Annotated in this window: 24 protein-coding genes and 1 other annotated feature; of the genes, 16 read left to right on the top strand and 8 right to left on the bottom strand. The window is 59.3% G+C overall.

The window, feature by feature from the left end; all coding sequences use genetic code 11:
* Positions 1–104 precede the first annotated feature (104 nt).
* A complete protein-coding gene (locus KPHS_32410) occupies positions 105–689 on the bottom strand; it encodes a peptidyl-tRNA hydrolase (protein YP_005227541.1) in 585 nt (194 codons plus the stop codon).
* A gap of 272 nt (positions 690–961) precedes the next feature.
* Between KPHS_32410 and KPHS_32400 the strand changes: the two genes are divergently transcribed.
* Together KPHS_32400 and KPHS_32390 are read left to right on the top strand one after the other, a co-directional pair.
* Positions 962–1,237 (top strand): stress-induced protein YchH, encoded by a 276-nt coding sequence (locus KPHS_32400; RefSeq protein ID YP_005227540.1) that lies wholly within the window; start codon positions 962–964, stop codon positions 1,235–1,237.
* A gap of 221 nt (positions 1,238–1,458) precedes the next feature.
* On the top strand, positions 1,459–2,505 hold the full coding sequence (locus tag KPHS_32390) for a putative albicidin resistance protein (RefSeq protein ID YP_005227539.1): 1,047 nt from the start codon (positions 1,459–1,461) through the stop codon (positions 2,503–2,505).
* Here KPHS_32390 and KPHS_32380 read toward each other — a convergent pair whose 3' ends face one another.
* The 4 genes from KPHS_32380 to KPHS_32350 form a co-directional block, all read right to left on the bottom strand.
* The gene (locus KPHS_32380) at positions 2,506–4,185 is read right to left on the bottom strand and encodes a putative sulfate transporter (protein ID YP_005227538.1); all 1,680 of its coding nucleotides are present in this window, start codon (positions 4,183–4,185) and stop codon (positions 2,506–2,508) included. It lies immediately after the preceding gene.
* A gap of 124 nt (positions 4,186–4,309) precedes the next feature.
* Entirely contained in the window at positions 4,310–5,257 is a 948-nt protein-coding gene (locus tag KPHS_32370; RefSeq protein ID YP_005227537.1) for a ribose-phosphate pyrophosphokinase, read from the bottom strand.
* A gap of 183 nt (positions 5,258–5,440) precedes the next feature.
* Positions 5,441–6,289, bottom strand: coding sequence for a 4-diphosphocytidyl-2-C-methyl-D-erythritol kinase (locus KPHS_32360; protein ID YP_005227536.1), 849 nt, complete (start codon positions 6,287–6,289; stop codon positions 5,441–5,443).
* On the bottom strand, positions 6,289–6,900 hold the full coding sequence (locus tag KPHS_32350) for an outer membrane lipoprotein LolB (RefSeq protein ID YP_005227535.1): 612 nt from the start codon (positions 6,898–6,900) through the stop codon (positions 6,289–6,291). Before KPHS_32350 ends, KPHS_32360 begins: the two co-directional genes overlap by 1 nt.
* Positions 6,901–7,170: 270 nt before the next feature.
* On the opposite strand from KPHS_32350, the gene KPHS_32340 reads away from it, so the two are divergent.
* From KPHS_32340 to KPHS_32290, 6 genes are read left to right on the top strand one after another with little or no spacing between them, the layout of a single operon-like run.
* Positions 7,171–8,427, top strand: coding sequence for a glutamyl-tRNA reductase (locus KPHS_32340; RefSeq protein YP_005227534.1), 1,257 nt, complete (start codon positions 7,171–7,173; stop codon positions 8,425–8,427).
* A gap of 42 nt (positions 8,428–8,469) precedes the next feature.
* Positions 8,470–9,552, top strand: coding sequence for a peptide chain release factor 1 (locus KPHS_32330; protein YP_005227533.1), 1,083 nt, complete (start codon positions 8,470–8,472; stop codon positions 9,550–9,552).
* On the top strand, positions 9,552–10,400 hold the full coding sequence (locus KPHS_32320; protein YP_005227532.1) for a N5-glutamine S-adenosyl-L-methionine-dependent methyltransferase: 849 nt from the start codon (positions 9,552–9,554) through the stop codon (positions 10,398–10,400). The genes KPHS_32330 and KPHS_32320 overlap by 1 nt, the downstream gene beginning before the upstream one ends.
* The gene (locus tag KPHS_32310; protein YP_005227531.1) at positions 10,400–10,792 is read left to right on the top strand and encodes a putative transcriptional regulator; all 393 of its coding nucleotides are present in this window, start codon (positions 10,400–10,402) and stop codon (positions 10,790–10,792) included. Before KPHS_32320 ends, KPHS_32310 begins: the two co-directional genes overlap by 1 nt.
* Positions 10,793–10,795: 3 nt before the next feature.
* Positions 10,796–11,608 carry a putative transcriptional regulator gene (locus tag KPHS_32300; RefSeq protein YP_005227530.1) on the top strand — a complete coding sequence of 271 codons (813 nt, stop codon included), beginning with the start codon at positions 10,796–10,798 and terminating at the stop codon, positions 11,606–11,608.
* A 39-nt stretch (positions 11,609–11,647) separates the two neighbouring features.
* Positions 11,648–12,502 carry a 2-dehydro-3-deoxyphosphooctonate aldolase gene (locus tag KPHS_32290; protein YP_005227529.1) on the top strand — a complete coding sequence of 285 codons (855 nt, stop codon included), beginning with the start codon at positions 11,648–11,650 and terminating at the stop codon, positions 12,500–12,502.
* Positions 12,503–12,588: 86 nt separating this feature from the next.
* On the opposite strand, the gene KPHS_32280 is transcribed toward KPHS_32290, so the two are convergent.
* Positions 12,589–13,689, bottom strand: coding sequence for a calcium/sodium:proton antiporter (locus KPHS_32280; RefSeq protein YP_005227528.1), 1,101 nt, complete (start codon positions 13,687–13,689; stop codon positions 12,589–12,591).
* Positions 13,690–13,931: 242 nt separating this feature from the next.
* Between KPHS_32280 and KPHS_32270 the strand changes: the two genes are divergently transcribed.
* Both KPHS_32270 and KPHS_32260 read left to right on the top strand, forming a co-directional pair.
* Positions 13,932–14,183 (top strand): cation transport regulator, encoded by a 252-nt coding sequence (locus tag KPHS_32270; protein ID YP_005227527.1) that lies wholly within the window; start codon positions 13,932–13,934, stop codon positions 14,181–14,183.
* A gap of 136 nt (positions 14,184–14,319) precedes the next feature.
* Positions 14,320–15,000, top strand: a complete 681-nt coding sequence (locus tag KPHS_32260; RefSeq protein ID YP_005227526.1) for a cation transport regulator — start codon at positions 14,320–14,322, stop codon at positions 14,998–15,000.
* Between the two features lie 217 nt (positions 15,001–15,217).
* On the opposite strand, the gene KPHS_32250 is transcribed toward KPHS_32260, so the two are convergent.
* Together KPHS_32250 and KPHS_32240 are read right to left on the bottom strand one after the other, a co-directional pair.
* On the bottom strand, positions 15,218–15,460 hold the full coding sequence (locus KPHS_32250; protein ID YP_005227525.1) for a DUF1883 domain-containing protein: 243 nt from the start codon (positions 15,458–15,460) through the stop codon (positions 15,218–15,220).
* 236 nt (positions 15,461–15,696) lie between these two features.
* Entirely contained in the window at positions 15,697–16,050 is a 354-nt protein-coding gene (locus KPHS_32240) for a putative phosphatase (protein YP_005227524.1), read from the bottom strand.
* Positions 16,051–16,117: 67 nt separating this feature from the next.
* Between KPHS_32240 and KPHS_32230 the strand changes: the two genes are divergently transcribed.
* The 6 genes from KPHS_32230 (at position 16,118) to KPHS_32180 (ending at position 20,481) form a co-directional block, all read left to right on the top strand.
* Entirely contained in the window at positions 16,118–17,299 is a 1,182-nt protein-coding gene (locus KPHS_32230) for a nitrate regulatory protein (RefSeq protein YP_005227523.1), read from the top strand.
* Between the two features lie 22 nt (positions 17,300–17,321).
* Positions 17,322–17,435 carry a hypothetical protein gene (locus tag KPHS_32220; RefSeq protein YP_005227522.1) on the top strand — a complete coding sequence of 38 codons (114 nt, stop codon included), beginning with the start codon at positions 17,322–17,324 and terminating at the stop codon, positions 17,433–17,435.
* A gap of 107 nt (positions 17,436–17,542) precedes the next feature.
* A complete protein-coding gene (locus KPHS_32210; protein ID YP_005227521.1) occupies positions 17,543–18,799 on the top strand; it encodes a nitrate transporter component in 1,257 nt (418 codons plus the stop codon).
* A 1-nt stretch (position 18,800) separates the two neighbouring features.
* Positions 18,801–19,220 carry a putative nitrate transporter component, NasE gene (locus KPHS_32200; protein ID YP_005227520.1) on the top strand — a complete coding sequence of 140 codons (420 nt, stop codon included), beginning with the start codon at positions 18,801–18,803 and terminating at the stop codon, positions 19,218–19,220.
* Positions 18,801–19,683, top strand: a sequence feature (potential frameshift: common BLAST hit: gi|238895282|ref|YP_002920017.1| nitrate transporter component). It overlaps the preceding gene by 420 nt.
* The gene (locus KPHS_32190) at positions 19,333–19,683 is read left to right on the top strand and encodes a nitrate ABC transporter, inner membrane subunit (protein YP_005227519.1); all 351 of its coding nucleotides are present in this window, start codon (positions 19,333–19,335) and stop codon (positions 19,681–19,683) included. Its footprint overlaps the feature before it by 351 nt.
* Positions 19,684–19,692: 9 nt before the next feature.
* Positions 19,693–20,481 carry a putative nitrate transport protein nasD gene (locus tag KPHS_32180; protein ID YP_005227518.1) on the top strand — a complete coding sequence of 263 codons (789 nt, stop codon included), beginning with the start codon at positions 19,693–19,695 and terminating at the stop codon, positions 20,479–20,481.
* Position 20,482 lies beyond the last annotated feature (1 nt).

Raw genomic sequence — 20,482 nt, 5'->3', positions numbered from 1 at the left:
TTAATCTTTGGATAATCAATCTGTTACAAGGAACAGATTGCAGAAAATTGAATAGCTTTGCCTATTATACACGGTGCGCGGCAAAAATGCCGCACGACAACGGCTTATTGCGCCTTAAAGGCGTGCAAACGGTTGGTCGCTTTGGTCAGCCCGTCCTTTAACCAGATTTCGGTACAGCGCGCCGCTTCGTCGACAGCGTCATCGATCAGTTTCTGCTCGCTGGCCGGTGGTTTGCCAAGCACAAAGCCGACAACCTTGTTTTTGTCGCCCGGATGGCCGATTCCGACGCGTAAACGGTGAAAGTTCGGGTTATTGCCGAGCTTACTGATGATATCCTTCAGGCCATTGTGGCCGCCATGGCCACCGCCAAGCTTAAATTTCGCCACGCCCGGCGGTAAATCCAGCTCGTCATGGGCGACCAGAATTTCATCCGGGTTGATGCGATAAAAGGTCGCCATCGCGGCCACGGCTTTACCGCTGAGGTTCATAAAGGTAGTGGGGACCAGCAGGCGGACGTCCTCGCCCGCCAGGTTGATGCGCGAGGTGTAGCCGAAGAATTTGCTCTCTTCGCGCAGCGGCGCACGATGGCGATCCGCCAGTAAATCCACATACCAGGCGCCAGCGTTGTGCCGGGTAGCGGCATATTCCGCACCGGGGTTGGCCAGGCCGACAATCAGTTTAATGGTCACGTTTTCTATCCTGCATGGGGCATTCTCTGCCGCGTAGTGTACTGTCTGCGGGCGCGCTTGACAAAATTCTGGCTATTAGACAATACCCGCATTGATGATTTACCCACTAAATCATTAGAATTTGATATGGTTCATAGACTTATTTGTAAATTTTTGTCTATTCGCTGTTCACTAATGTGATCGTGGACGCACTCCGCAGAAGAGACCTTGTCTATACTACACCTATAAGATTTGGGGACATTCCCTGGCAACCCAAAGTCCGGAGGTGACACATGAAACGCAAAAACGCTTCGTTACTCGGTAACGTACTCATGGGGTTAGGGTTGGTGGTGATGGTTGTGGGGGTAGGTTACTCCATTCTGAACCAGCTTCCGCAGCTTAACCTGCCACAATTCTTTGCGCATGGCGCAATCCTAAGCATCTTCGTTGGCGCAGTGCTCTGGCTGGCCGGTGCCCGTATTGGCGGCCACGAGCAGGTCAGCGACCGCTACTGGTGGGTGCGCCACTACGATAAACGCTGCCGTCGTAACCAGCATCGTCACAGCTAACCGTAGCATGATTTCGCGCATCGGCCGCTGAAGGCCGATGCGCTTTTCTGTGTCTCACTTTATCTCTTCCTCTTTTTCCCGCCATATTACGCCCCCATTCCGTCCTGGCCTTCGTGCTGCTATGGTTGCCAGCAAAAATGAATAGCAACCGCGGTTTTTGCTTGACCCTGACGTTACGTCAGGCTGCAGAGTAGCGGACCTGGCCACAGAGAGGAGCAGTCATGTTAATTCAGGTGGGAGAGCTGGCGAAGCGTGCCGGACTGACGGTACGTACGCTGCATCATTATGAACAGACGGGGCTGTTAACGCCTTCGGCCAGAAGCGAGGCGGGCTATCGGCTCTATAACCTGTCCGCGGTTCAGCGCCTGCATATGATAAAGGCGCTGGCGCAGGCCGGGCTAACGCTCGCCACAATCAAGGACTATCTCGATCGGCAAACGCTGTCGCTGCCCGAGCTGCTGACGCAGCAGATAGATATGCTCAACGCCCAGCTACGCGATGTTGGCAGGCTGCGCGACCGACTATTGGTGCTGCGCGAGGCGCTGGCGAGCGGCAATGAACCCGATCTGGAGTCCTGGCTACAGACGCTGGAGTTAATGAAAATGTACGATCGTTGGTTTAGTCAACAGGAGTTAGCCGCGCTGCCGTTTGCGGCACAGGATGAACAGAGGGCGCAGGCGTGGCGCGAGCTAACGGAGGAGGTGCAGACGCTGATGGCGAGCGGCTGCCCGACGGACAGTCCGCAGGCGATGCGTCTGGCGACGCGCTGGATGGAGCGCCTGGAGCAGGATACGGCCGGGCGTCCGGAGTTTCTGACCCGCCTGAACGAGATGCATGCCGCCGAGCCGCAGATGGTTGAACAGACCGGCGTCACGCCGGCAATCATCGCCTATATCACCGAGGCCTTTGCCGAAAGCAAACTGGCCATCTGGGCGCGGTACCTTGACGAAGAAGAGATGGCGTTCACCCGCCAGCACTATTTTGACCGGCTACAGGAGTGGCCTGCGCTGGTGGCGAAGCTGCATCAGGCGTGCCGGGAGGGCGTAGCGCCGGACTCGGCGTCGGGTCAGGCGCTGGCCCGGGCGTGGCTTGAACTGTTTCAGTCCTACGCCGGTACCCGGCCGCAGACGTTGCAGAAGTTTCGTCGGGCAATGGAGCAGGAGCCGCATTTGATGAAGGGCACCTGGATGACGCCGGCGGTGCTGAGCTGGCTGCAGCAGGCGACCGGATCCTTGATGCGGCAGGCGCAGGGACCTGCCGCCGGGTGATCACAGGTCAGCCAGCGCGGCCTGACGATCGGGGTAGAAGCTCAGGCGTCCGGGCAGCGGCTTGACGCCGGCGCGCGCTAGCGTGCGTAGCGGCTGAAACTCGAGGTTAGATACGCGCAATTCACAGCCTTCCGGCAGCTTGTTCACAAAGCGCTGGAAGGCATCCAGGCCACCGGCGTCGAGAACCGGCACCGCGTCCCATTTCAGCACCACGATGCGCTTGCCGGCGATCCGGGTCTCCAGATCGTTGAACAAGCCTTCGGCGGCGGCAAAGAACAGCGGCCCAATTACCCGCAGCACCAGCACATCGTCTGGCACCTCGACGTTGACCGGCGCCAGATGAGTCATGCGTGCGATACGGCGCATAAACAACAGCGAAGCCAGCACGATCCCGACGCTGATAGCGATCACCATGTCAAACAGCACCGTCAGCGACATGCACATCAGCATCACCACGATGTCGTCCTTCGGCGCGTGGCGCAGCAGATTGATGACTTTATGCGCCTCGCTCATATTCCATGCCACCATCAGCAGCAGGGCGGCCATCGCCGACAGTGGCAGCCAGGAGAGCAGTGGGGCGAGGATCAGCAGCGCCAGGATCACCAGCAGGGCGTGGATCACGGCGGCAACCGGCGATGTGGCGCCGGCGCGGACGTTCGCCGCCGAGCGGGCAATCGCCGCGGTGGCAGTGATCCCGCCGAAGAACGGCGCGACAATGTTGCCCAGCCCCTGGCCAATCAGCTCGCTATTGGCTTTGTGCTTGGTGCCGGTCATGCCATCAAGCACCACCGCGCACAGCAGAGATTCAATGGCGCCGAGCATCGCCATTGAGAAGGCGGCAGGCAGCAGAGCCTGCAGCGAGGCCCAGCTCAGGGTAAAGTTTGAGCCCGGCATATCCCAGGGCAATACCAGCTGCGGCAGCAGCTGCGGAATGCCATTGCCCTGAGTGCCGTCCGCCAGCTGATAATGGAACTGCGAGCCGATCGTCGCGACATCGCCGCCGAGCAAGTTGACCACCAGCATGACCGCACAGCCGCCCAGCAGCGCCGGGAGGTGGCCCGGCAGGCGGATACCCAGCCGCGGCCAGAGGATCAGAATGCCAAGAGTAACGACGCCGATGGCGGCATCGCCAACGTTAATGGTCGGTAGGGCCATCGCCAGCGCCGCCACTTTCTGCAGATAATGCTCCGGCACATGGGGCATCTGCAGGCCGAGGAAATCTTTAATCTGCATGGTGCCGATGGTGATACCGATCCCCGAGGTGAAGCCGAGGGTGACTGACAGCGGGATGTATTCGATCAGGCGGCCAAAGCGCGCCAGGCCGAAGAGGATTAAAAAGATCCCCGACATCAGCGTCGCCACCAGCAGTCCCGCCAGACCAAACTGCTGGGAAACCGGATAGAGGATCACCACAAAGGCGGCGGTCGGCCCGGAAACGCTAAAGCGTGACCCGCCGGTCAAGGCGATCACAATCCCTGCCACCGCTGAGGTATAGAGGCCGTACTGCGGCGGCACGCCGCTGCCAATCGCCAGCGCCATCGCCAGCGGAATCGCAATGATCCCGACGGTGATCCCGGCGATCAGGTCACGCGTGAAGCGGGCGGTGGTGTACTTTTCTTTCCAACAAGCGTCGATGAGGGCGCGGAAAGGCATCACATGTGAGGAAAATAATCTGTTCACAATAATGTTTCATCCATGAGCGCATCATCTGTCAACTAAATGGCAGGTGAAGGAGGCATTGATCATACAAATAAGGTGCGGAGACAAAAAAACCCGCCGCAGCGGGTTTTTGTGCTGGGCTCGATTAATGTTCGAACATAGCAGAGATAGATTCTTCATTGCTGATACGGCGAATAGCTTCAGCCAGCATACCGGAGAGCGTCAGAGTACGCACTTTATCCAGCGCTTTAATTTCTGGTGCCAGCGGAATGGTATCGCAGACGACAAATTCATCAATGACAGAGTTTTTGATGTTCTGGATAGCGTTGCCGGAGAAGATTGGGTGCGTCGCGTAAGCGAATACGCGTTTCGCGCCACGCTCTTTCAGCGCTTCTGCCGCTTTACACAGGGTGCCGCCGGTGTCGATCATATCGTCGACCATCACGCAGTCACGACCGGCAACGTCGCCGATGATGTGCATCACCTGGGAGACGTTGGCGCGCGGACGGCGCTTGTCGATGATAGCCATATCGGTATCATTCAGCAGTTTAGCGATAGCGCGGGCACGCACGACGCCGCCGATGTCCGGAGAAACCGCAATCGGGTTGTCCAGGTTCAGCTGCAGCATATCTTCCAGCAGGATTGGGCTGCCGAACACGTTATCGACTGGCACATCGAAGAAGCCCTGGATCTGTTCTGCGTGCAGGTCAACGGTCAGCACGCGGTCAACGCCGACGCTGGACAGAAAATCCGCCACCACTTTTGCGGTGATTGGCACACGAGCAGAACGAACACGACGGTCCTGACGAGCATAACCGAAGTAAGGGATAACGGCGGTGATACGACCTGCCGAAGCACGACGCAGAGCATCAACCATAACAACCAGTTCCATCAGGTTGTCATTGGTGGGAGCACAAGTGGACTGGATGATGAAAATATCACCACCGCGTACGTTTTCATTGATTTGTACGCTGACTTCGCCGTCGCTAAAACGACCTACAGCGGCGTCGCCAAGAGAAGTGTACAGGCGGTTGGCAATACGTTGTGCTAGTTCCGGGGTGGCGTTACCAGCAAAAAGCTTCATATCAGGCACGAGAAGAACCTCAGGCATGCGTCCAGTGGTGGATGAATGGGCCAATAATGTGCGGGATGGCGCCATTCGATCCAGTCGGTGTATTTAAAGAGCACGATGCAACGTCTGGAACAGGGTGACGTTGTCACCGTAACTCAATTTCCCCGGCTGACTCATTATCAATGTGCCATCACGGCGCAGGATTCAGAGCAGGGCCTGCTTGAGCGGCGAAAGGTTAACTCCGCGCGCCACAAAGCCATTTAGCCATGCCGGGGCAGTGTCCAGCACCTGACGGGCAGCGGATTCGGTGTTAAATTCAGCAAACACACAGGCCCCTGTGCCGGTCAGGCGTGACGGCGCATATTCTAACAGCCAGGAAAGCGCGGCATCAACCTCGCGAAAACGTTTTCTTGCGATAAGCTCGCAATCGTTGCTGAATTCACAATTTAATAACGTATTAATTGACCGGCGCGGGGTATTTCGTGGTAGCTCCGGATCGCGAAAAATGATCGGCGTCGGAATACTGACCCCCGGGTGGGCCACCAGGTACCATTTTTCCTCGGGTTCTACCGGCGTCAGTATTTCACCCACCCCCTCGGCGAAGGCGGCATGGCCGCGTACGAAAACCGGCACATCGGCCCCCAGCTGAAGGCCAAGAGTCGCCAGCTCATCTTCCGAGAGACCGCAGCCCCACAGATGGTTGAGCGCCACCAGCACGGTGGCGGCATTGGAGGAGCCACCGCCCAGGCCGCCGCCCATCGGCAGGCGCTTATCGATACTGATATCGGCGCCGCTGCCCGCCGGCAGGCGATCGCTTTCGCTGGCGGCATGCATCAGCAGACGCGCGGCGCGAACGATCAGATTCTCCTCGTCCGGCACGCCGGCCACCGGCGTCAGCAGGCGCAGTTGGCCGTCACTACGCGGTTCGATGGTCAACGTATCGCCGTAATCGAGAAACTGAAACAGCGTTTGCAGGGTATGGTAACCATCGGCCCGCTGGCCGGTGATATATAAAAACAGATTCAGTTTTGCAGGAGAGGGCCAGCGGGTCATCATTTCACGATCCAGTTATCCATCTTCAGCTTGATGCGCTGAGCGCCATTGTTCAGCTCGACATTGGACGGTAGGGCTGGCTGGGTATCGCTGGTATAGCCGCCGTAGGTCACGTGCCAGGTTTTGCCGTTTTGCGTATAGTTCAGTTCACGCAGACGGTACCGATCGTCCAGCGAATAGTCGGTGGCGTCGCCCGGCAGGCCGATGATCCACTGGCGCAGGCTGTTCAACGGGATCGGCATCCCGGTCAGACGGCCAATCATCTCTTCGGCATCAGTGGCGGTATAGGTCTGGCCTTTGTTATCGATCAGCTGCACGCTGCCCGGCTGCGCGGTCAGCGACAGCTCGGTGCTGCCCAGCGGGTTGGTCAGCAGCAGGCGATAGCGGTCCTGGCCGGTTTGCTGCCAGAAGAAGCGGGCATAGACTTTTTGCTCATCGGAAAGATAGGCAAACGCCCCGCGGGTCTGGAACTGATTGAGGCTGCGGACAGCCTGCTGGTGCTGACGCCACTGCGGCGAATCCGGGCTTTTGCCAGGCCCTTGCGGCGTATGAAGAGAACAGGCGGTGAGGACGAGGCTGGCCAGCGGCAGCAGGCGGAACAGTCGATTCATAATGATGACAAATCCTTGATGTCTACAGGGAAAAACGGCGACAGGGAACAGCGGGCCGATTTGTGTAGCAGGTTACATTTATAACCCTTAATGCTAGCGTCGCCGGGCGATAGCGTCTACGTTCAAGTTGTCTGAAATCAAAAAATTAACCTTAATGGCGGTCTTGCTTTAACTATTACTCCAAAAGGGGAGCCTCTCTTTTATTGATTACGCGCATCCTGTATGATGCACTCAGACTAACCTTAGCAACGCTGGTACTACTCCCTCACAATGACCCTTTTAGCTCTTGGCATCAATCACAAAACAGCTCCGGTCGCCCTGCGAGAACGCGTCACGTTTTCGCCGGAAACGCTCGATAAGGCGCTGGAGAGCTTGCTGGCTCAGCCGATGGTGCAGGGTGGGGTGGTGCTGTCGACCTGCAACCGCACGGAACTCTATCTCAGCGTCGAAGAGCAGGATAACCTGCAGGAAGCGCTGATCCGCTGGCTGTGCAACTACCACGGCCTCAACGAAGAAGACCTGCGAAAAAGCCTTTACTGGCATCAGGATAATGACGCCGTCAGCCATCTGATGCGCGTCGCCAGCGGCCTCGATTCGCTGGTGCTGGGCGAGCCGCAGATCCTCGGCCAGGTGAAAAAAGCCTTCGCCGACTCCAGCCGCGGCCATCTTAACGTCAGCGAGCTGGAGCGGATGTTCCAGAAATCCTTTTCAGTGGCTAAGCGCGTGCGTACCGAAACCGATATCGGCGCCAGCGCGGTCTCTGTGGCTTTCGCCGCCTGTACCCTGGCGCGGCAAATCTTTGAATCGCTCTCCAGCGTCACCGTGTTACTGGTCGGCGCCGGTGAAACCATTGAGCTGGTAGCGCGCCATCTTCGCGAACATCACGTGCGCAAAATGGTGATCGCCAACCGCACCCGTGAACGCGCCCAGGCGCTGGCGGAGGAAGTGGGCGCCGAGGTGATAGCCCTCAGCGATATCGACGAACGGCTGAAAGAGGCCGACATCATTATCAGCTCCACCGCCAGCCCGCTGCCGATCATCGGCAAAGGCATGGTGGAGCGTGCGCTTAAGGCGCGGCGTAACCAGCCGATGCTGCTGGTGGATATCGCCGTCCCGCGCGACGTTGAACCAGAGGTCGGCAAACTGGCTAACGCCTACCTCTACAGCGTCGACGATTTGCAAAACATCATTCAGCATAACCTGGCGCAGCGTAAGGCTGCCGCGGTGCAGGCGGAATCGATCGTCGAGCAGGAAACCAGCGAATTTATGGCCTGGCTGCGCGCGCAGAGCGCCAGCGAGACCATTCGCGAATACCGTTCTCAGTCTGAGCAGGTCCGTGAGGAGCTGACGGCGAAAGCGCTGGCCGCGCTGGAGCAGGGCGGTGATGCCCAGGAAATTATGCAGGATCTGGCGCGCAAGCTCACTAACCGCCTGATCCACGCGCCAACCAAATCTCTTCAGCAGGCCGCCCGTGACGGGGACGACGAACGTCTGCATATTCTGCGCAACAGCCTCGGGCTGGAATAGCGCACCTTTCTCTTATTTTCAGGACAGGGTGAATTCACGCCTATGAAGTCTTCTATTGTTGCCAAACTGGAAGCGTTGTACGAGCGCCATGAAGAAGTGCAGGCGCTGCTCGGCGATGCCGCGACGATTGCCGATCAGGATAAATTCCGCGCGCTGTCGCGGGAGTATGCTCAACTGAGCGATGTGGCGCGCTGCTATACCGACTGGCGTCAGGTGCAGGAGGATATTGAAACCGCGCAGATGATGCTCGACGATCCGGAAATGCGCGAAATGGCGCAGGAAGAGCTGCGTGACGCCAAAGAAAAAGGCGACCAGCTGGAGCAACAGCTGCAGGTTCTCCTCCTGCCGAAAGATCCTGATGACGAGCGTAACGCCTTCGTGGAAGTGCGCGCCGGGACCGGCGGCGACGAAGCAGCGCTGTTTGCCGGCGATCTGTTCCGCATGTACACCCGTTACGCAGAATCGCGCCGCTGGCAGGTAGAGATCCTCAGCGCCAACGAAGGTGAGCACGGCGGCTTTAAAGAGGTGATCGCCAAGATCAGCGGCGACGGCGTTTACGGTCGGCTGAAATTTGAATCCGGCGGCCATCGCGTGCAGCGTGTGCCGGCCACCGAATCGCAGGGGCGGATCCACACCTCCGCCTGTACGGTGGCGGTGATGCCGGAGCTGCCGGAAGCCGAAATGCCGGACATTAACCCGGCGGATCTGCGCATCGATACCTTCCGTTCCTCCGGGGCAGGCGGTCAGCACGTTAACACCACCGACTCGGCTATCCGCATTACCCACCTGCCCACCGGCATCGTGGTGGAGTGCCAGGACGAGCGTTCTCAGCATAAAAACAAAGCCAAGGCGCTGTCGGTGCTGGGCGCGCGCATCCGCGCCGCCGAAGTGGCCAAACGTCAGCAGGCGGAAGCCTCCACGCGCCGCAACCTGCTGGGCAGCGGCGACCGCAGCGACCGCAATCGCACCTATAACTTCCCGCAGGGCCGCGTGACCGACCACCGCATCAACCTGACGCTCTACCGTCTGGATGAGGCGATGGAGGGCAAACTCGACATGCTGATTGAGCCGATTGTCCAGGAACATCAGGCCGATCAGCTGGCGGCGCTGTCCGAGCAGGAATGATGACCTTTCAGGCCTGGCTGCAGCAGGCGATCGCCCGCCTGGCGGAGAGCGACAGCCCGAGACGCGACGCCGAGATCTTGCTGGGACACGTTACCGGCCGGGCGCGAACCTGGATTTTGGCCTTCGGTGAAACGACGCTCTCTGCTGACGAGGCGGCGAGGCTGGAGGCGCTCCTGGTGCGACGCCAGCGCGGGGAACCTATTGCTCATCTGGTCGGGCAGCGCGAGTTTTGGTCGCTGCCGCTGTTCGTCTCCCCGGCGACGCTGATCCCCCGCCCGGATACCGAATGTCTGGTAGAGCAGGCGCTGGCGCGTCTGCCAACCGCGCCGTGCCGTATTCTCGACCTCGGCACCGGGACCGGCGCCATTGCCCTGGCGCTGGCCAGCGAACGTCCGGACTGTGAGGTCACCGCGGTGGACGTGATGCCGGACGCCGTGGCGCTGGCGTTGCGCAATGCCGAACATCTGGGCATCGCTAACGTGACGATAAGTCAAAGCGACTGGTTTAGCGCGCTGGCCGGGCAGCGCTTCGCCACGATCGTCAGCAATCCCCCCTATATCGACGCCGCCGACCCGCATCTCGCCGAAGGCGATGTGCGCTTTGAGCCGTTGACGGCGCTGGTCGCAGGCGACCAGGGGCTGGCCGATCTGGCGCATATCATCCGCGAGGGACGGCAGTATCTGCAGCCCGGCGGTTGGATGCTGCTGGAGCATGGCTGGACTCAGGGCGAGGCGGTTCGCGCGCTGTTCCGCGAAGCGGGCTATCTGGACGTCGCGACCTGTCGCGACTATGGCGACAATGAGCGTCTGACCCTCGGACGTTTACCCGACATGGAGAATGTTGGCTGATGAACTTATTCACGGCTGTCCTCTACCTGCACATTGCCACAGTGGCGGTGTCGGTAGGATTGTTCGTTTTACGTTACTGGTGGATGTATCACCAGAGCCCGCTGCTGAACCAGCGGTGGGTGCGAATTGCGCCGCACTGCAGCGATACGCTGCTGTTTCTCAGCGGCGCAGGGTTAATGGCGATAACGCACTACCTGCCGTTCACAGAAGACGGCGCATGGCTGACTGAAAAGCTGTTTGGCGTTATCATTTACATCGCATTAGGTTTTATCGCGTTGGGCCGTCGTCGTCCGCGCAGCCAGCAGAGCCGCTTTATCGCGTTCCTGCTGGCGCTGGTGGTGTTGTTTATCATCATTCAACTCGCCATCACAAGAATACCGATACTGGGGTAGGTCATGGGGTCATTAGCGGATTTCGAATTTAACAAAGCGCCATTGTGTGATGGCATGGTCCTCATTTCTGAACAGGTCCGCGACGATTTTCCGTCGCGTTTTGTCGAGGAAGAGCTGCAGCGATTGCTGCGCCTCGCGCAGGAGGAGATTGCGCCGTCGTGGGACCAGGAGCGCCAGATAGAACGATTGCTGGAGCTGTTTTATGACGAGTGGGGCTTTGGCGCCTCGCAGGGCGTGTATCGTCTTTCCGACGCGCTATGGCTGGATAAAGTGCTGGTTAACCGCCAGGGGAGCGCGGTGTCGTTAGGCGCGATCCTGCTGTGGATCGCCCAGCGCCTGGCGCTGCCGGTGGTGCCGGTGATCTTCCCGACCCAGATGCTGCTGCGTGCGGACCCGGAAACCAGCGAAGAGATGTGGCTGATTAATCCGTTTAACGGCGAGACCCTCGACGAGCATACCCTGGAGGTATGGCTGAAGGGCAACATCGGGCCGGTGGCGGAACTGTTTAATGAAGATCTCGACGAAGCGGATAACGCCGAGGTGATCCGCAAGCTGCTGGACACCCTGAAGTCGGCGCTGATGGAAGAGCGGCAGATGGAGCTGGCCCTGCGCGCCAGCGAAGCGCTGCTGCAGTTTAATCCGGAAGATCCGTATGAGATCCGCGACCGCGGGCTGATATACGCCCAGCTGGACTGCGATCACGTGGCGCTGTTGGATCTGAGCTATTTCGTTGAGCAGTGCCCGGAGGATCCGATCAGCGAGATGATCCGCGCGCAGATCAACACGATTTCGCATAAACAAATTACATTGCATTAGTCTGGAACCATTCCGGTTACACCCTGATAAGGCGAACTTATGAAACAAAAAGTGGTTAGCATTGGTGATATCAACGTAGCGAACGACCTGCCGTTCGTGCTGTTCGGCGGGATGAACGTGCTGGAGTCGCGCGACCTGGCGATGCGTATCTGCGAACATTATGTCACCGTTACGCAGAAGCTTGGTATTCCCTACGTATTCAAAGCCTCCTTTGATAAAGCCAACCGTTCCTCCATCCACTCCTATCGTGGGCCGGGTCTGGAAGAAGGGATGAAGATTTTCCAGGAGCTGAAGCAGACCTTTGGCGTGAAAATCATCACCGACGTTCATGAAGCCAGCCAGGCGCAGCCGGTAGCTGACGTGGTGGACGTGATCCAGCTTCCGGCTTTCCTCGCGCGCCAGACTGACCTGGTGGAAGCGATGGCGAAGACCGGGGCGGTGATCAACGTCAAGAAGCCGCAGTTCGTCAGCCCGGGTCAGATGGGCAACATCGTCGATAAGTTTATCGAAGGGGGTAACGACAAAGTAATCCTCTGCGACCGCGGCGCGAACTTCGGTTACGACAACCTGGTCGTGGATATGCTTGGCTTCGGCGTGATGAAGAAAGCCTCCAACAACTCGCCGGTCATTTTCGACGTCACCCACGCGCTGCAGTGCCGCGACCCGTTTGGCGCAGCCTCCGGCGGTCGTCGTGCGCAGGTGAGCGAGCTGGCCCGCGCCGGTATGGCGGTAGGTATCGCCGGTCTGTTTATTGAAGCGCATCCGGATCCGGACCACGCGAAATGCGACGGCCCGTCCGCGCTGCCGCTGGATAAACTGGAGCCGTTCCTCAAACAGATGAAAGCGATTGACGATCTGGTGAAAAGCTTCGACGAGCTGGATACCAGCAAGTAAGCCTGACTGCATCAGTAAAAAAGCCTGCCGGCGTCAAAACCGGCAGGCTTTTTTTCGCCCGGACTCCGCCGGGTGGGAAAACGGGGTCAGGCGAAAATGGTCATCAGATAGGCGGCGAACAGCGCCATGTGGGCCGCGCCGTTCAGCACATTGGTGCGTCCGGTGGAGAAGGAGATATGGCACAGCACCAGCGAGGCGACCATCACCACCATCTCCGGGGCGCCAAGGCCAAAGCGCAGCTCATTGCCGGTCAGGAAGGCGATGAGGGTGACCACCGGGACCGTCAGCGAGATGGTGGCCAGCACAGAGCCGAAAAACAGATTCATCGCCCGCTGTACCTGATTGTTGAGCACCGCTTTCAGGGCGCCAAGGCCTTCCGGCGACAGGATCAGCAGAGCCACCAGGAAGCCGGTAAAGGCCACCGGGGCATTCATGCTGGTCAACAGCGTTTCCAGCGGGTTAGCGTTCATTTTGGTAACCGCGATCACTGCCACCAGGTGCACCAGCAGCCAGGCGGTATGCCACCCGCTGCTGTGGGCGGACGGTTTACCGTGGTGCGGGTCGTCATCGTCGCTGTCGTCTTCATGCTCATAAACAAACAGGCTCTGATGGGTTTTGGTCTGAATAAGCAGGAAAACGCCGTACATGGCCGCCGAAATTACCGCCACCAGCAGCGATTGCCCGGTGCTGAAGTTCGCGCCCGGCAGCGCCATCGGAAAGACCAGCACGATAATCGCTAGCGGAAACAGGGCGATAAGATACTGCTTAATGCCGAACAGATTCATATATTGGGTGGCGAATTTACGCCCGCCCAGCAGCAGAGAGAAACCGACCAGACCGCCGGTGACGATCATAATAATGGAGTAGAGGGTATCCCGCATCAAGGTCGGCGCGGCGTCGCCGGTGGCCATTAAGGCAGAGATCAAACTGACCTCAAGGATAACCACCGACAGGCTTAAAATCAGGGAGCCATAGGGTTCGCCCAGGCGGTGGGCGAGGACGTCGGCGTGGCGGACCACGCTGAAGGCGCTGCTCAAAATGCCGACCAGCGCGAGGATATTGATCGCGATAACCACTGGCAGTGACTGGCTGCTGCCCCAGAAAAACAGCACCGCCAGCGCCAGCACCGGAAAGACGAGGGAAGACTCCTTATGGCGGGTTTTTACCGCCTCATGTGCATGGGTCATGAACCATCTCCATTTATGCAGGTGTTATAATTATAAAAACGTAGGGCGGTAAAGTAACAGATCTTGCTAAATTACCGCTGGTTTTTTACTTAAATTTACGGGTATCGATGGATATCTTGATTAGTTTATTATAATTTATGTTTACTTATATTTAGTTCTTATTATTCAAATAATTACTAAAATAATTTTTCTACTCATTTTGACCTTGATAGCCAGCCGAATGCGTACCAGGCTTAAACTTAATGCTCAAACAGGAGGTCAGTATGCCCTATCGCAGTAAACAAGAACTCCCCGACAGCGTTCAGCATGTACTGCCTGCCCATGCGCAGGAAATTTATAAAGAAGCGTTTAACAGCGCCTGGGATCAATATAAAGATAAAGACGAGCGGCGCGATGACGCCAGCCGCGAAGAGACGGCGCACAAAGTCGCCTGGGCGGCGGTGAAGAACAGCTATGAGAAAGGCGATGATGATAAGTGGCATAAGAAAAAATAATCGCTGACGCCGCTTTTTCGCTTGCCAGCGCCCCGCTGATTGCTTATTGAAAGATAAAGCTGGATAATATTTCAGCAATATTGACGGATGCATGAGACGAACGCCGGGAAGCGGGCAGTGGCGGAGGTAGTAAACAGTGTTAACTCGTGATTTCTTAATGAATGCGGATTGTAAGACAGCGTTTGGCGCTATTGAGGAATCGCTACTCTGGTCGGCAGAACAACGTGCAGCCTCGCTGGCGGCGACGCTGGCCTGCCGCCCGGATGATGGCTCAGTATGGATCTTTGGCTACGGTTCGCTTATCTGGAACCCGGCGCTCAATTATCGCGAGTCCTGCACCGGCACGCTGCCGGGCTGGCACCGCGCGTTTTGCCTGCGGTTGACCGCCGGGCGCGGTAGTGCCTGCCAGCCGGGACGCATGCTGGCTCTCAAAGAGGGCGGCCGAACCACCGGCGTCGCCTATCGTCTGCCTGACGACACGCTGGAGGAGGAGCTGACCCTGCTGTGGAAGCGGGAGATGATCACCGGCTGCTATCTGCCCACCTGGTGCAAGCTGGAGCTGGACGACGGACGGACGGTGAATGCCCTGGTGTTTATTATGGATCCGCGCCATCCACTGTTTGAACCGGATACCAGTGCCCAGGTTATCGCCCCGCTGATCGCCCGGGCCAGCGGGCCGCTCGGCACCAACGCCCAGTATCTGTTTTCGCTTGAGCAGGCGCTGCGCAAGCTGGGCATGCACGATGCCAGTCTCGATGACCTGGTGGCCAGCGTCCGCGCGCTGTTGGGCGAGAGTCCGACGCCGGGCCTGGCCTGAGCGCGCGCAAAAGAAAACGCCCGGCATGACTGGGCGTCCGATTGCTGACCAGTAAGGAAAAAGCGTGATTTTTCCTTACTGGTGGTTATCAGCCGAAAATCAATAAATTGATTTTCCTTGTTATTTTTCTGGTGCAATCTGCAAGTACAATGATTGCATGAGGTTTGTCATGAATCTCACGCCCGGCATGACCGGGCGTGTGTTCTGGCAGTGACGGTCAGGCCGGCACGTAGCTGATGGAGTGCTCCAGCGACTGGCTGTGACTGTCGATAAGCACGTTCCAGGTGCCGCTGTAGGGCACCGTCAGATACGCGCTGTCCCGATCCTGCACGCTCAGAATATCCGCATGACTGTCGCCCGGGACCTTCGCGCTCATCAGATGAATATGGCAGCGCTCTGAGCACCGCACCACCAGCGTGTCACCACCAAATAACGTCAAACTTGCTTTAACCATCGCCATTTTATACCCCGTTTCTGTCCCGCTACAGCATCCTGCCCACCCAGTCCTCGCGTGATATTGTTCACACTTTGCTCTGTGCATCACACCAAACGGCGCGGGTCGGGATGCTGATTTTGATCAAAAAAAGGGATAAAGATTAAACAAAAATGACGTTGTTCCTGAAAGCATTCAGCTAACGTTTTTTTACCTCTGCAGGCGGCGAAACCTGATATTTCCTGCCGTTTGGCGCCCCAGATTCAGAAGGTCAGCACTTTATCTGCCGCCAGGGTCCACTGGGCCAGCTCAACGAGAGTGCCAACCTCCACGCCGTCAACCAGCGGCAGTGCGCTGACCCCGCGGCCGTCCGCGCAGGTTTTACACAGCTTCACGGGAACCTGCTGGGCGGTGAGGATCTCCAGCATCTGCTGCACATTATACCCTTCTGCCGGCTTCTGCCCCCGCAGCCCGGCGGTGACGGCGTCGGACATCAGAAACAGCTTGAGATCGAGGTCGGACTGCTGCTCGCGCAGGGCAATGGCCAGGCGCAGGCTGTTGAACAGGGATTCGCTGCCGTAGGCGGCGCCGTTGGCGATGATCACAATACGTTGCATACAAACTCCTTCTTAAAGGCACGGTTATTGCTTTAGGCAGTATAAAGCGTTAACCCGGAGGAGGGGTATGAATAATACGACTGGTCATGCGCACGATGCGACGGCCTGGCTGCAGCTGGCGCGTCGCCTGCAAAAACAACAGCTTCAGCAGCTTAGCCAACTGGGGGAACTGGCCAGCCAGCTCAGCGCGCTGGTGCATATGCTGCAGTGTGAGCGCGGGGCGTCGAATATCTATCTTTGCTCGGGCGGCTTGCTGTATACAGCGGAGTGTCGGGCGGGAGGGGCGCTGGTTGACGAGCGGCTAGCCCTGTTTTATGCCAGCCTCGAACGGGCGCGCGCGGTAGCCGGCAGCGCGCTGTGCTGGCGTATCGCCAGAGCGCTTGACGAGCTGGCGCAGCTCCCGGCACTACGCGCGCAGATCGGCCGCCGGCAAATTGCCGCTGAAGCCGCGACGGAGCAGTTCAGCCGCGTCATCCGCCATCTGCTGAACATCGCCCCGCAGCTCAATGACAGCATTGACGATCCGCCGGTGGCTGGTCGGATGGTCGCCCTGTACAGCTTTATGCAGGGAAAAGAGCTGGTGGGCCAGGAGCGCGCGCTGGGAGCATTGGGCTTTACCCGCGGCGAGTTCAGCGACAGCCTGCGCCAGCAGCTGGTGGACCGTATTGACGGTCAGCAGCCCTGCTTCGACAGCTTTCAGGCGCTGGGCAGCCCGGCGACCGTCCAGTTGTTCAGAACCCAGTGCCACGCCGGTCTGGATATTGAACAGCTGCGGCGGATCGCCTGTACCCGCCAGCCGGCTGCCGACGGCGGGGAAACGGCGCTGCGCTGGTTTGGTCTGCAAACCCAACGGCTTGAGCAACTGCGCGAAGTGGAAGAGCAACTGATCGACGATCTGCTGGATGCCACCGACGCGCTGTTAGCAGACGACGCGCCTGGCTGGCAGGCCGGAGAGGAAGACGATAGCGTGACGCCACGGCTCGATAAACAGCTACTGCCGCTGGTGCGCCAGCAGGCCTATGAGCTGCAGCAGCTCTCCAGCCAGCTGGCCTCGCTGAAAGACGCGCTCGAAGAGCGCAAGCTGATCGAAAAAGCGAAAAGTCTGCTGATGACGCACCAGGGAATGCAGGAGGAGCAGGCCTGGCAGACGCTGCGCAAGATGGCCATGGACAAAAATCAGCGCATGGTTGAGATAGCCCGCGCGCTGCTGATGGTGAAGGCGATTTGGCCGCTAACACCAAAGGAGTAGATGCACAATCGATGGGCATTCTTTGCCTGCCGGCGGTGCACTTTTAGGTGAAAAACCGGCCAGCGTTGGGAAAAAGCCCGCCAGCGCGCTATTGCCAAAGCTGGCATCCCGTTTGCATTACTTATTAAGTGAATAAAAGTCCGGGCAACGAACCAATGGCGGTTCGGGTGTCCGTGGATAAAGGCGTCCTGCAGTGCGTATGCACTGTCGGGCGCTTTTTTTTTTGCGCATGGTGGAGCGGATATGGGCGACAAATTTTCAATTTCCCGGCGGCGCTTGCTGCAGGCAGGGGCCGCGCTGGGCGGCGCGATGCTGCTGCCGGGCGTGATGCAGGCCGCCTGGGCCGGCGGCTCGGACAAACCGGAGCAAACCCGCGTGCGGGTCGGATTTATTCCGCTGACCGATTGCGCGCCGCTGGCCATCGCCGCGGCGAAGGGGTTTGACCAAAAATATGGCATCACCCTGGTGGCGAGTAAGGAAGCCAGCTGGGCGGCGGTGCGCGACAAGCTGGTGGCCGGCGAGCTGGACGCGGCGCATATTCTCTATGGCCTGCTGTACGGCCTCGAACTGGGGATCGCCAGCAAGCCGCAGGCGATGGCCAATCTGATGACCCTCAACCGCAATGGCCAGGCGATTACCCTCTCCAGCGAGCTGCAGGAGAAAGGGGTGACCGACCTCGGCGGGCTGAAGCGGCTGATCGACCGCAGCGCGCCGGGCAGTTACACCTTCGCCCATACCTTTCCTACCGGCACCCATGCCATGTGGCTTTACTACTGGCTGGCGAGCGCCGGCATCGATCCCTTCAACGATGTGCGCACCGTCGTGGTGCCGCCGCCGCAGATGGTGATGAACATGCGCATCGGCAATATGAGCGGCTTTTGTGTCGGCGAGCCGTGGAACGCCCGCGCTATTAACGACCGTATCGGCTTCACCGCGGCCACTTCCCAGGATATCTGGCCCGAGCATCCGGAAAAGGTGCTGGGCACCCGTCGCGACTGGGTGGAACGCAACCCGAACACCGCCCGCGCGCTGGTGGCGGCCCTGATGGAGGCGCAGCGCTGGATCGCCGCCTCGCCGGAGAACACCCGGGAGACGGCCCGCCTGCTCGCCAGACGCGGCTGGCTCAATACCAAGGAGCAATACCTCACCGGCCGGATGCTTGGAGAGTATGACAACGGCCTTGGCCGCCGCTGGCAGGATGCCCATCCGATGCGCTTCTGGGCCGGGGGCGAGGTGAGTTTCCCGTGGCTGTCGGACGGGATGTGGTTCCTCACCCAGTTCCGCCGCTGGGGGTTGCTGAAGCAGGCTCCGGATTACCTCGCGGTGGCGTCGCGCATTAACCGCATCGATGTCTGGCAGGCTGCCGCCCAGGCGGTAGGAGGGATCAGCGCGCCGGCAGCCAGGATGCGCAGCAGCACACTAATGGACGGGACGGTCTGGAACGGGTCCGACCCGGAAGGCTACGCCCGCCATTTCTCTATTCAACGTAAGGGGGCATGAGATGAAGCAGGCACAACGTAAGCAACCGGTCGTCAGCGTGGACAACGCACCTGGCGAAGTGATTATCCTGCCGCCGGTGCAGGTCCGGCGCACCACGCCGACCGTCACGCGCTGGCTGCGTGAGCTCACCCAGCGCCTGCTGCCCCCGCTGTTGGGGCTGGGAGTGCTGCTGCTGGCCTGGCAGCTGGCGGCGATGCATAGCAAAGGCTTTCCCACGCCGCTGAGCACGCTGGACTCGGCGCTGACCCTGTTTGCCGATCCGTTCTATCAGGACGGGCCCAATGACATGGGCATCGGCTGGAACGTGCTGGCCTCCCTGCAGCGCGTGGCGGTGGGCTTCGGCCTGGCGGCGCTGGCGGGCATTCCGCTGGGGTTTTTGATCGGCCGTTCGCTGTTCTTCGCCCGCATGTTTATCCGCTGATTGCTCTGCTGCGCCCGGTCAGCCCGCTAGCCTGGCTGCCGATTGGCCTGCTGCTGTTCCAGAAGGCGGAGCCGGCTTCCAGCTGGACCATTTTATCTGCTCCATCTGGCCGATGGTGATCAACACCGCGGAGGGTGTGCGGCGGATCCCGCAGGACTATCTCAACGTCGCCCGCGTCCTCCAGCTCTCGGAGTGGACGGTGATGCGCAAAATCCTCTTTCCGGCGGTGCTGCCGGCGGTGCTTACCGGCGTGCGCCTCTCCATCGGCATCGCCTGGCTGGTGATCGTGGCGGCGGAAATGCTTACCGGCGGGCTGGGGATCGGCTTCTGGATCTGGAACGAGTGGAACAACCTCAATGTGGAAAACATCATCATCGCCATCGTCATTATCGGCGTCGTCGGCCTGCTGCTGGAGCAGGGCCTGATGCTGCTCGCTCGCCGCTTTAGCTGGCAGGAAAAATAAGGAGCCAACATGAAACCATTAATTCAGGTGCAGGCCGTCAGCCAACGCTTCAACACCGCCAGCGGCGAGTTCCTGGCGCTGCAGAATGTCTCCTTCGATATCGTCGAAGGGGAGACCATTAGCCTTATCGGCCACTCGGGTTGCGGAAAATCGACCCTGCTGAACCTGATCGCCGGGATCACCACCCCTACCGAGGGCGGACTACTGTGTGATAACCGGGAAATCGCCGGTCCCGGGCCGGAGCGGGCGGTGGTTTTCCAGAACCACTCGCTGCTGCCGTGGCTGAGCTGTTTCGACAATGTGGCGCTGGCGGTGGATCAGGTGTTCCGTCGCACCATGAGCAAGAGTGAGCGCCGGGAGTGGATCGAACACAACCTGGCGCGCGTACAGATGGGTCATGCGCTGCACAAACGTCCCGGGGAGATCTCCGGCGGCATGAAGCAGCGGGTGGGTATCGCCCGGGCGCTGGCGATGAAGCCGAAAGTGCTGCTGCTTGATGAGCCCTTCGGCGCCCTGGACGCGCTGACCCGCGCCCACCTCCAGGACACGGTGATGCATATCCAGCAGGAGCTCAATACCACCATCGTCATGATCACCCACGACGTTGATGAAGCGGTGCTGCTCTCGGATCGGGTGCTGATGATGACCAACGGTCCGGCGGCGACGGTCGGCGAGATCCTCTCGGTCGATCTGCCGCGTCCGCGCCACCGCGTTCAGCTGGCGGACGACAGCCGGTATCACCATCTGCGCCAGCAGATCCTCCATTTCCTGTATGAAAAACAGCCGAAAGCGGCGTAAG

Source organism: Klebsiella pneumoniae subsp. pneumoniae HS11286 (genome assembly GCF_000240185.1).
Lineage (GTDB): Bacteria > Pseudomonadota > Gammaproteobacteria > Enterobacterales > Enterobacteriaceae > Klebsiella > Klebsiella pneumoniae.
Note: the sequence above shows the minus strand (reverse complement) of the source record. Positions and strands in the feature narration are given on the sequence as shown.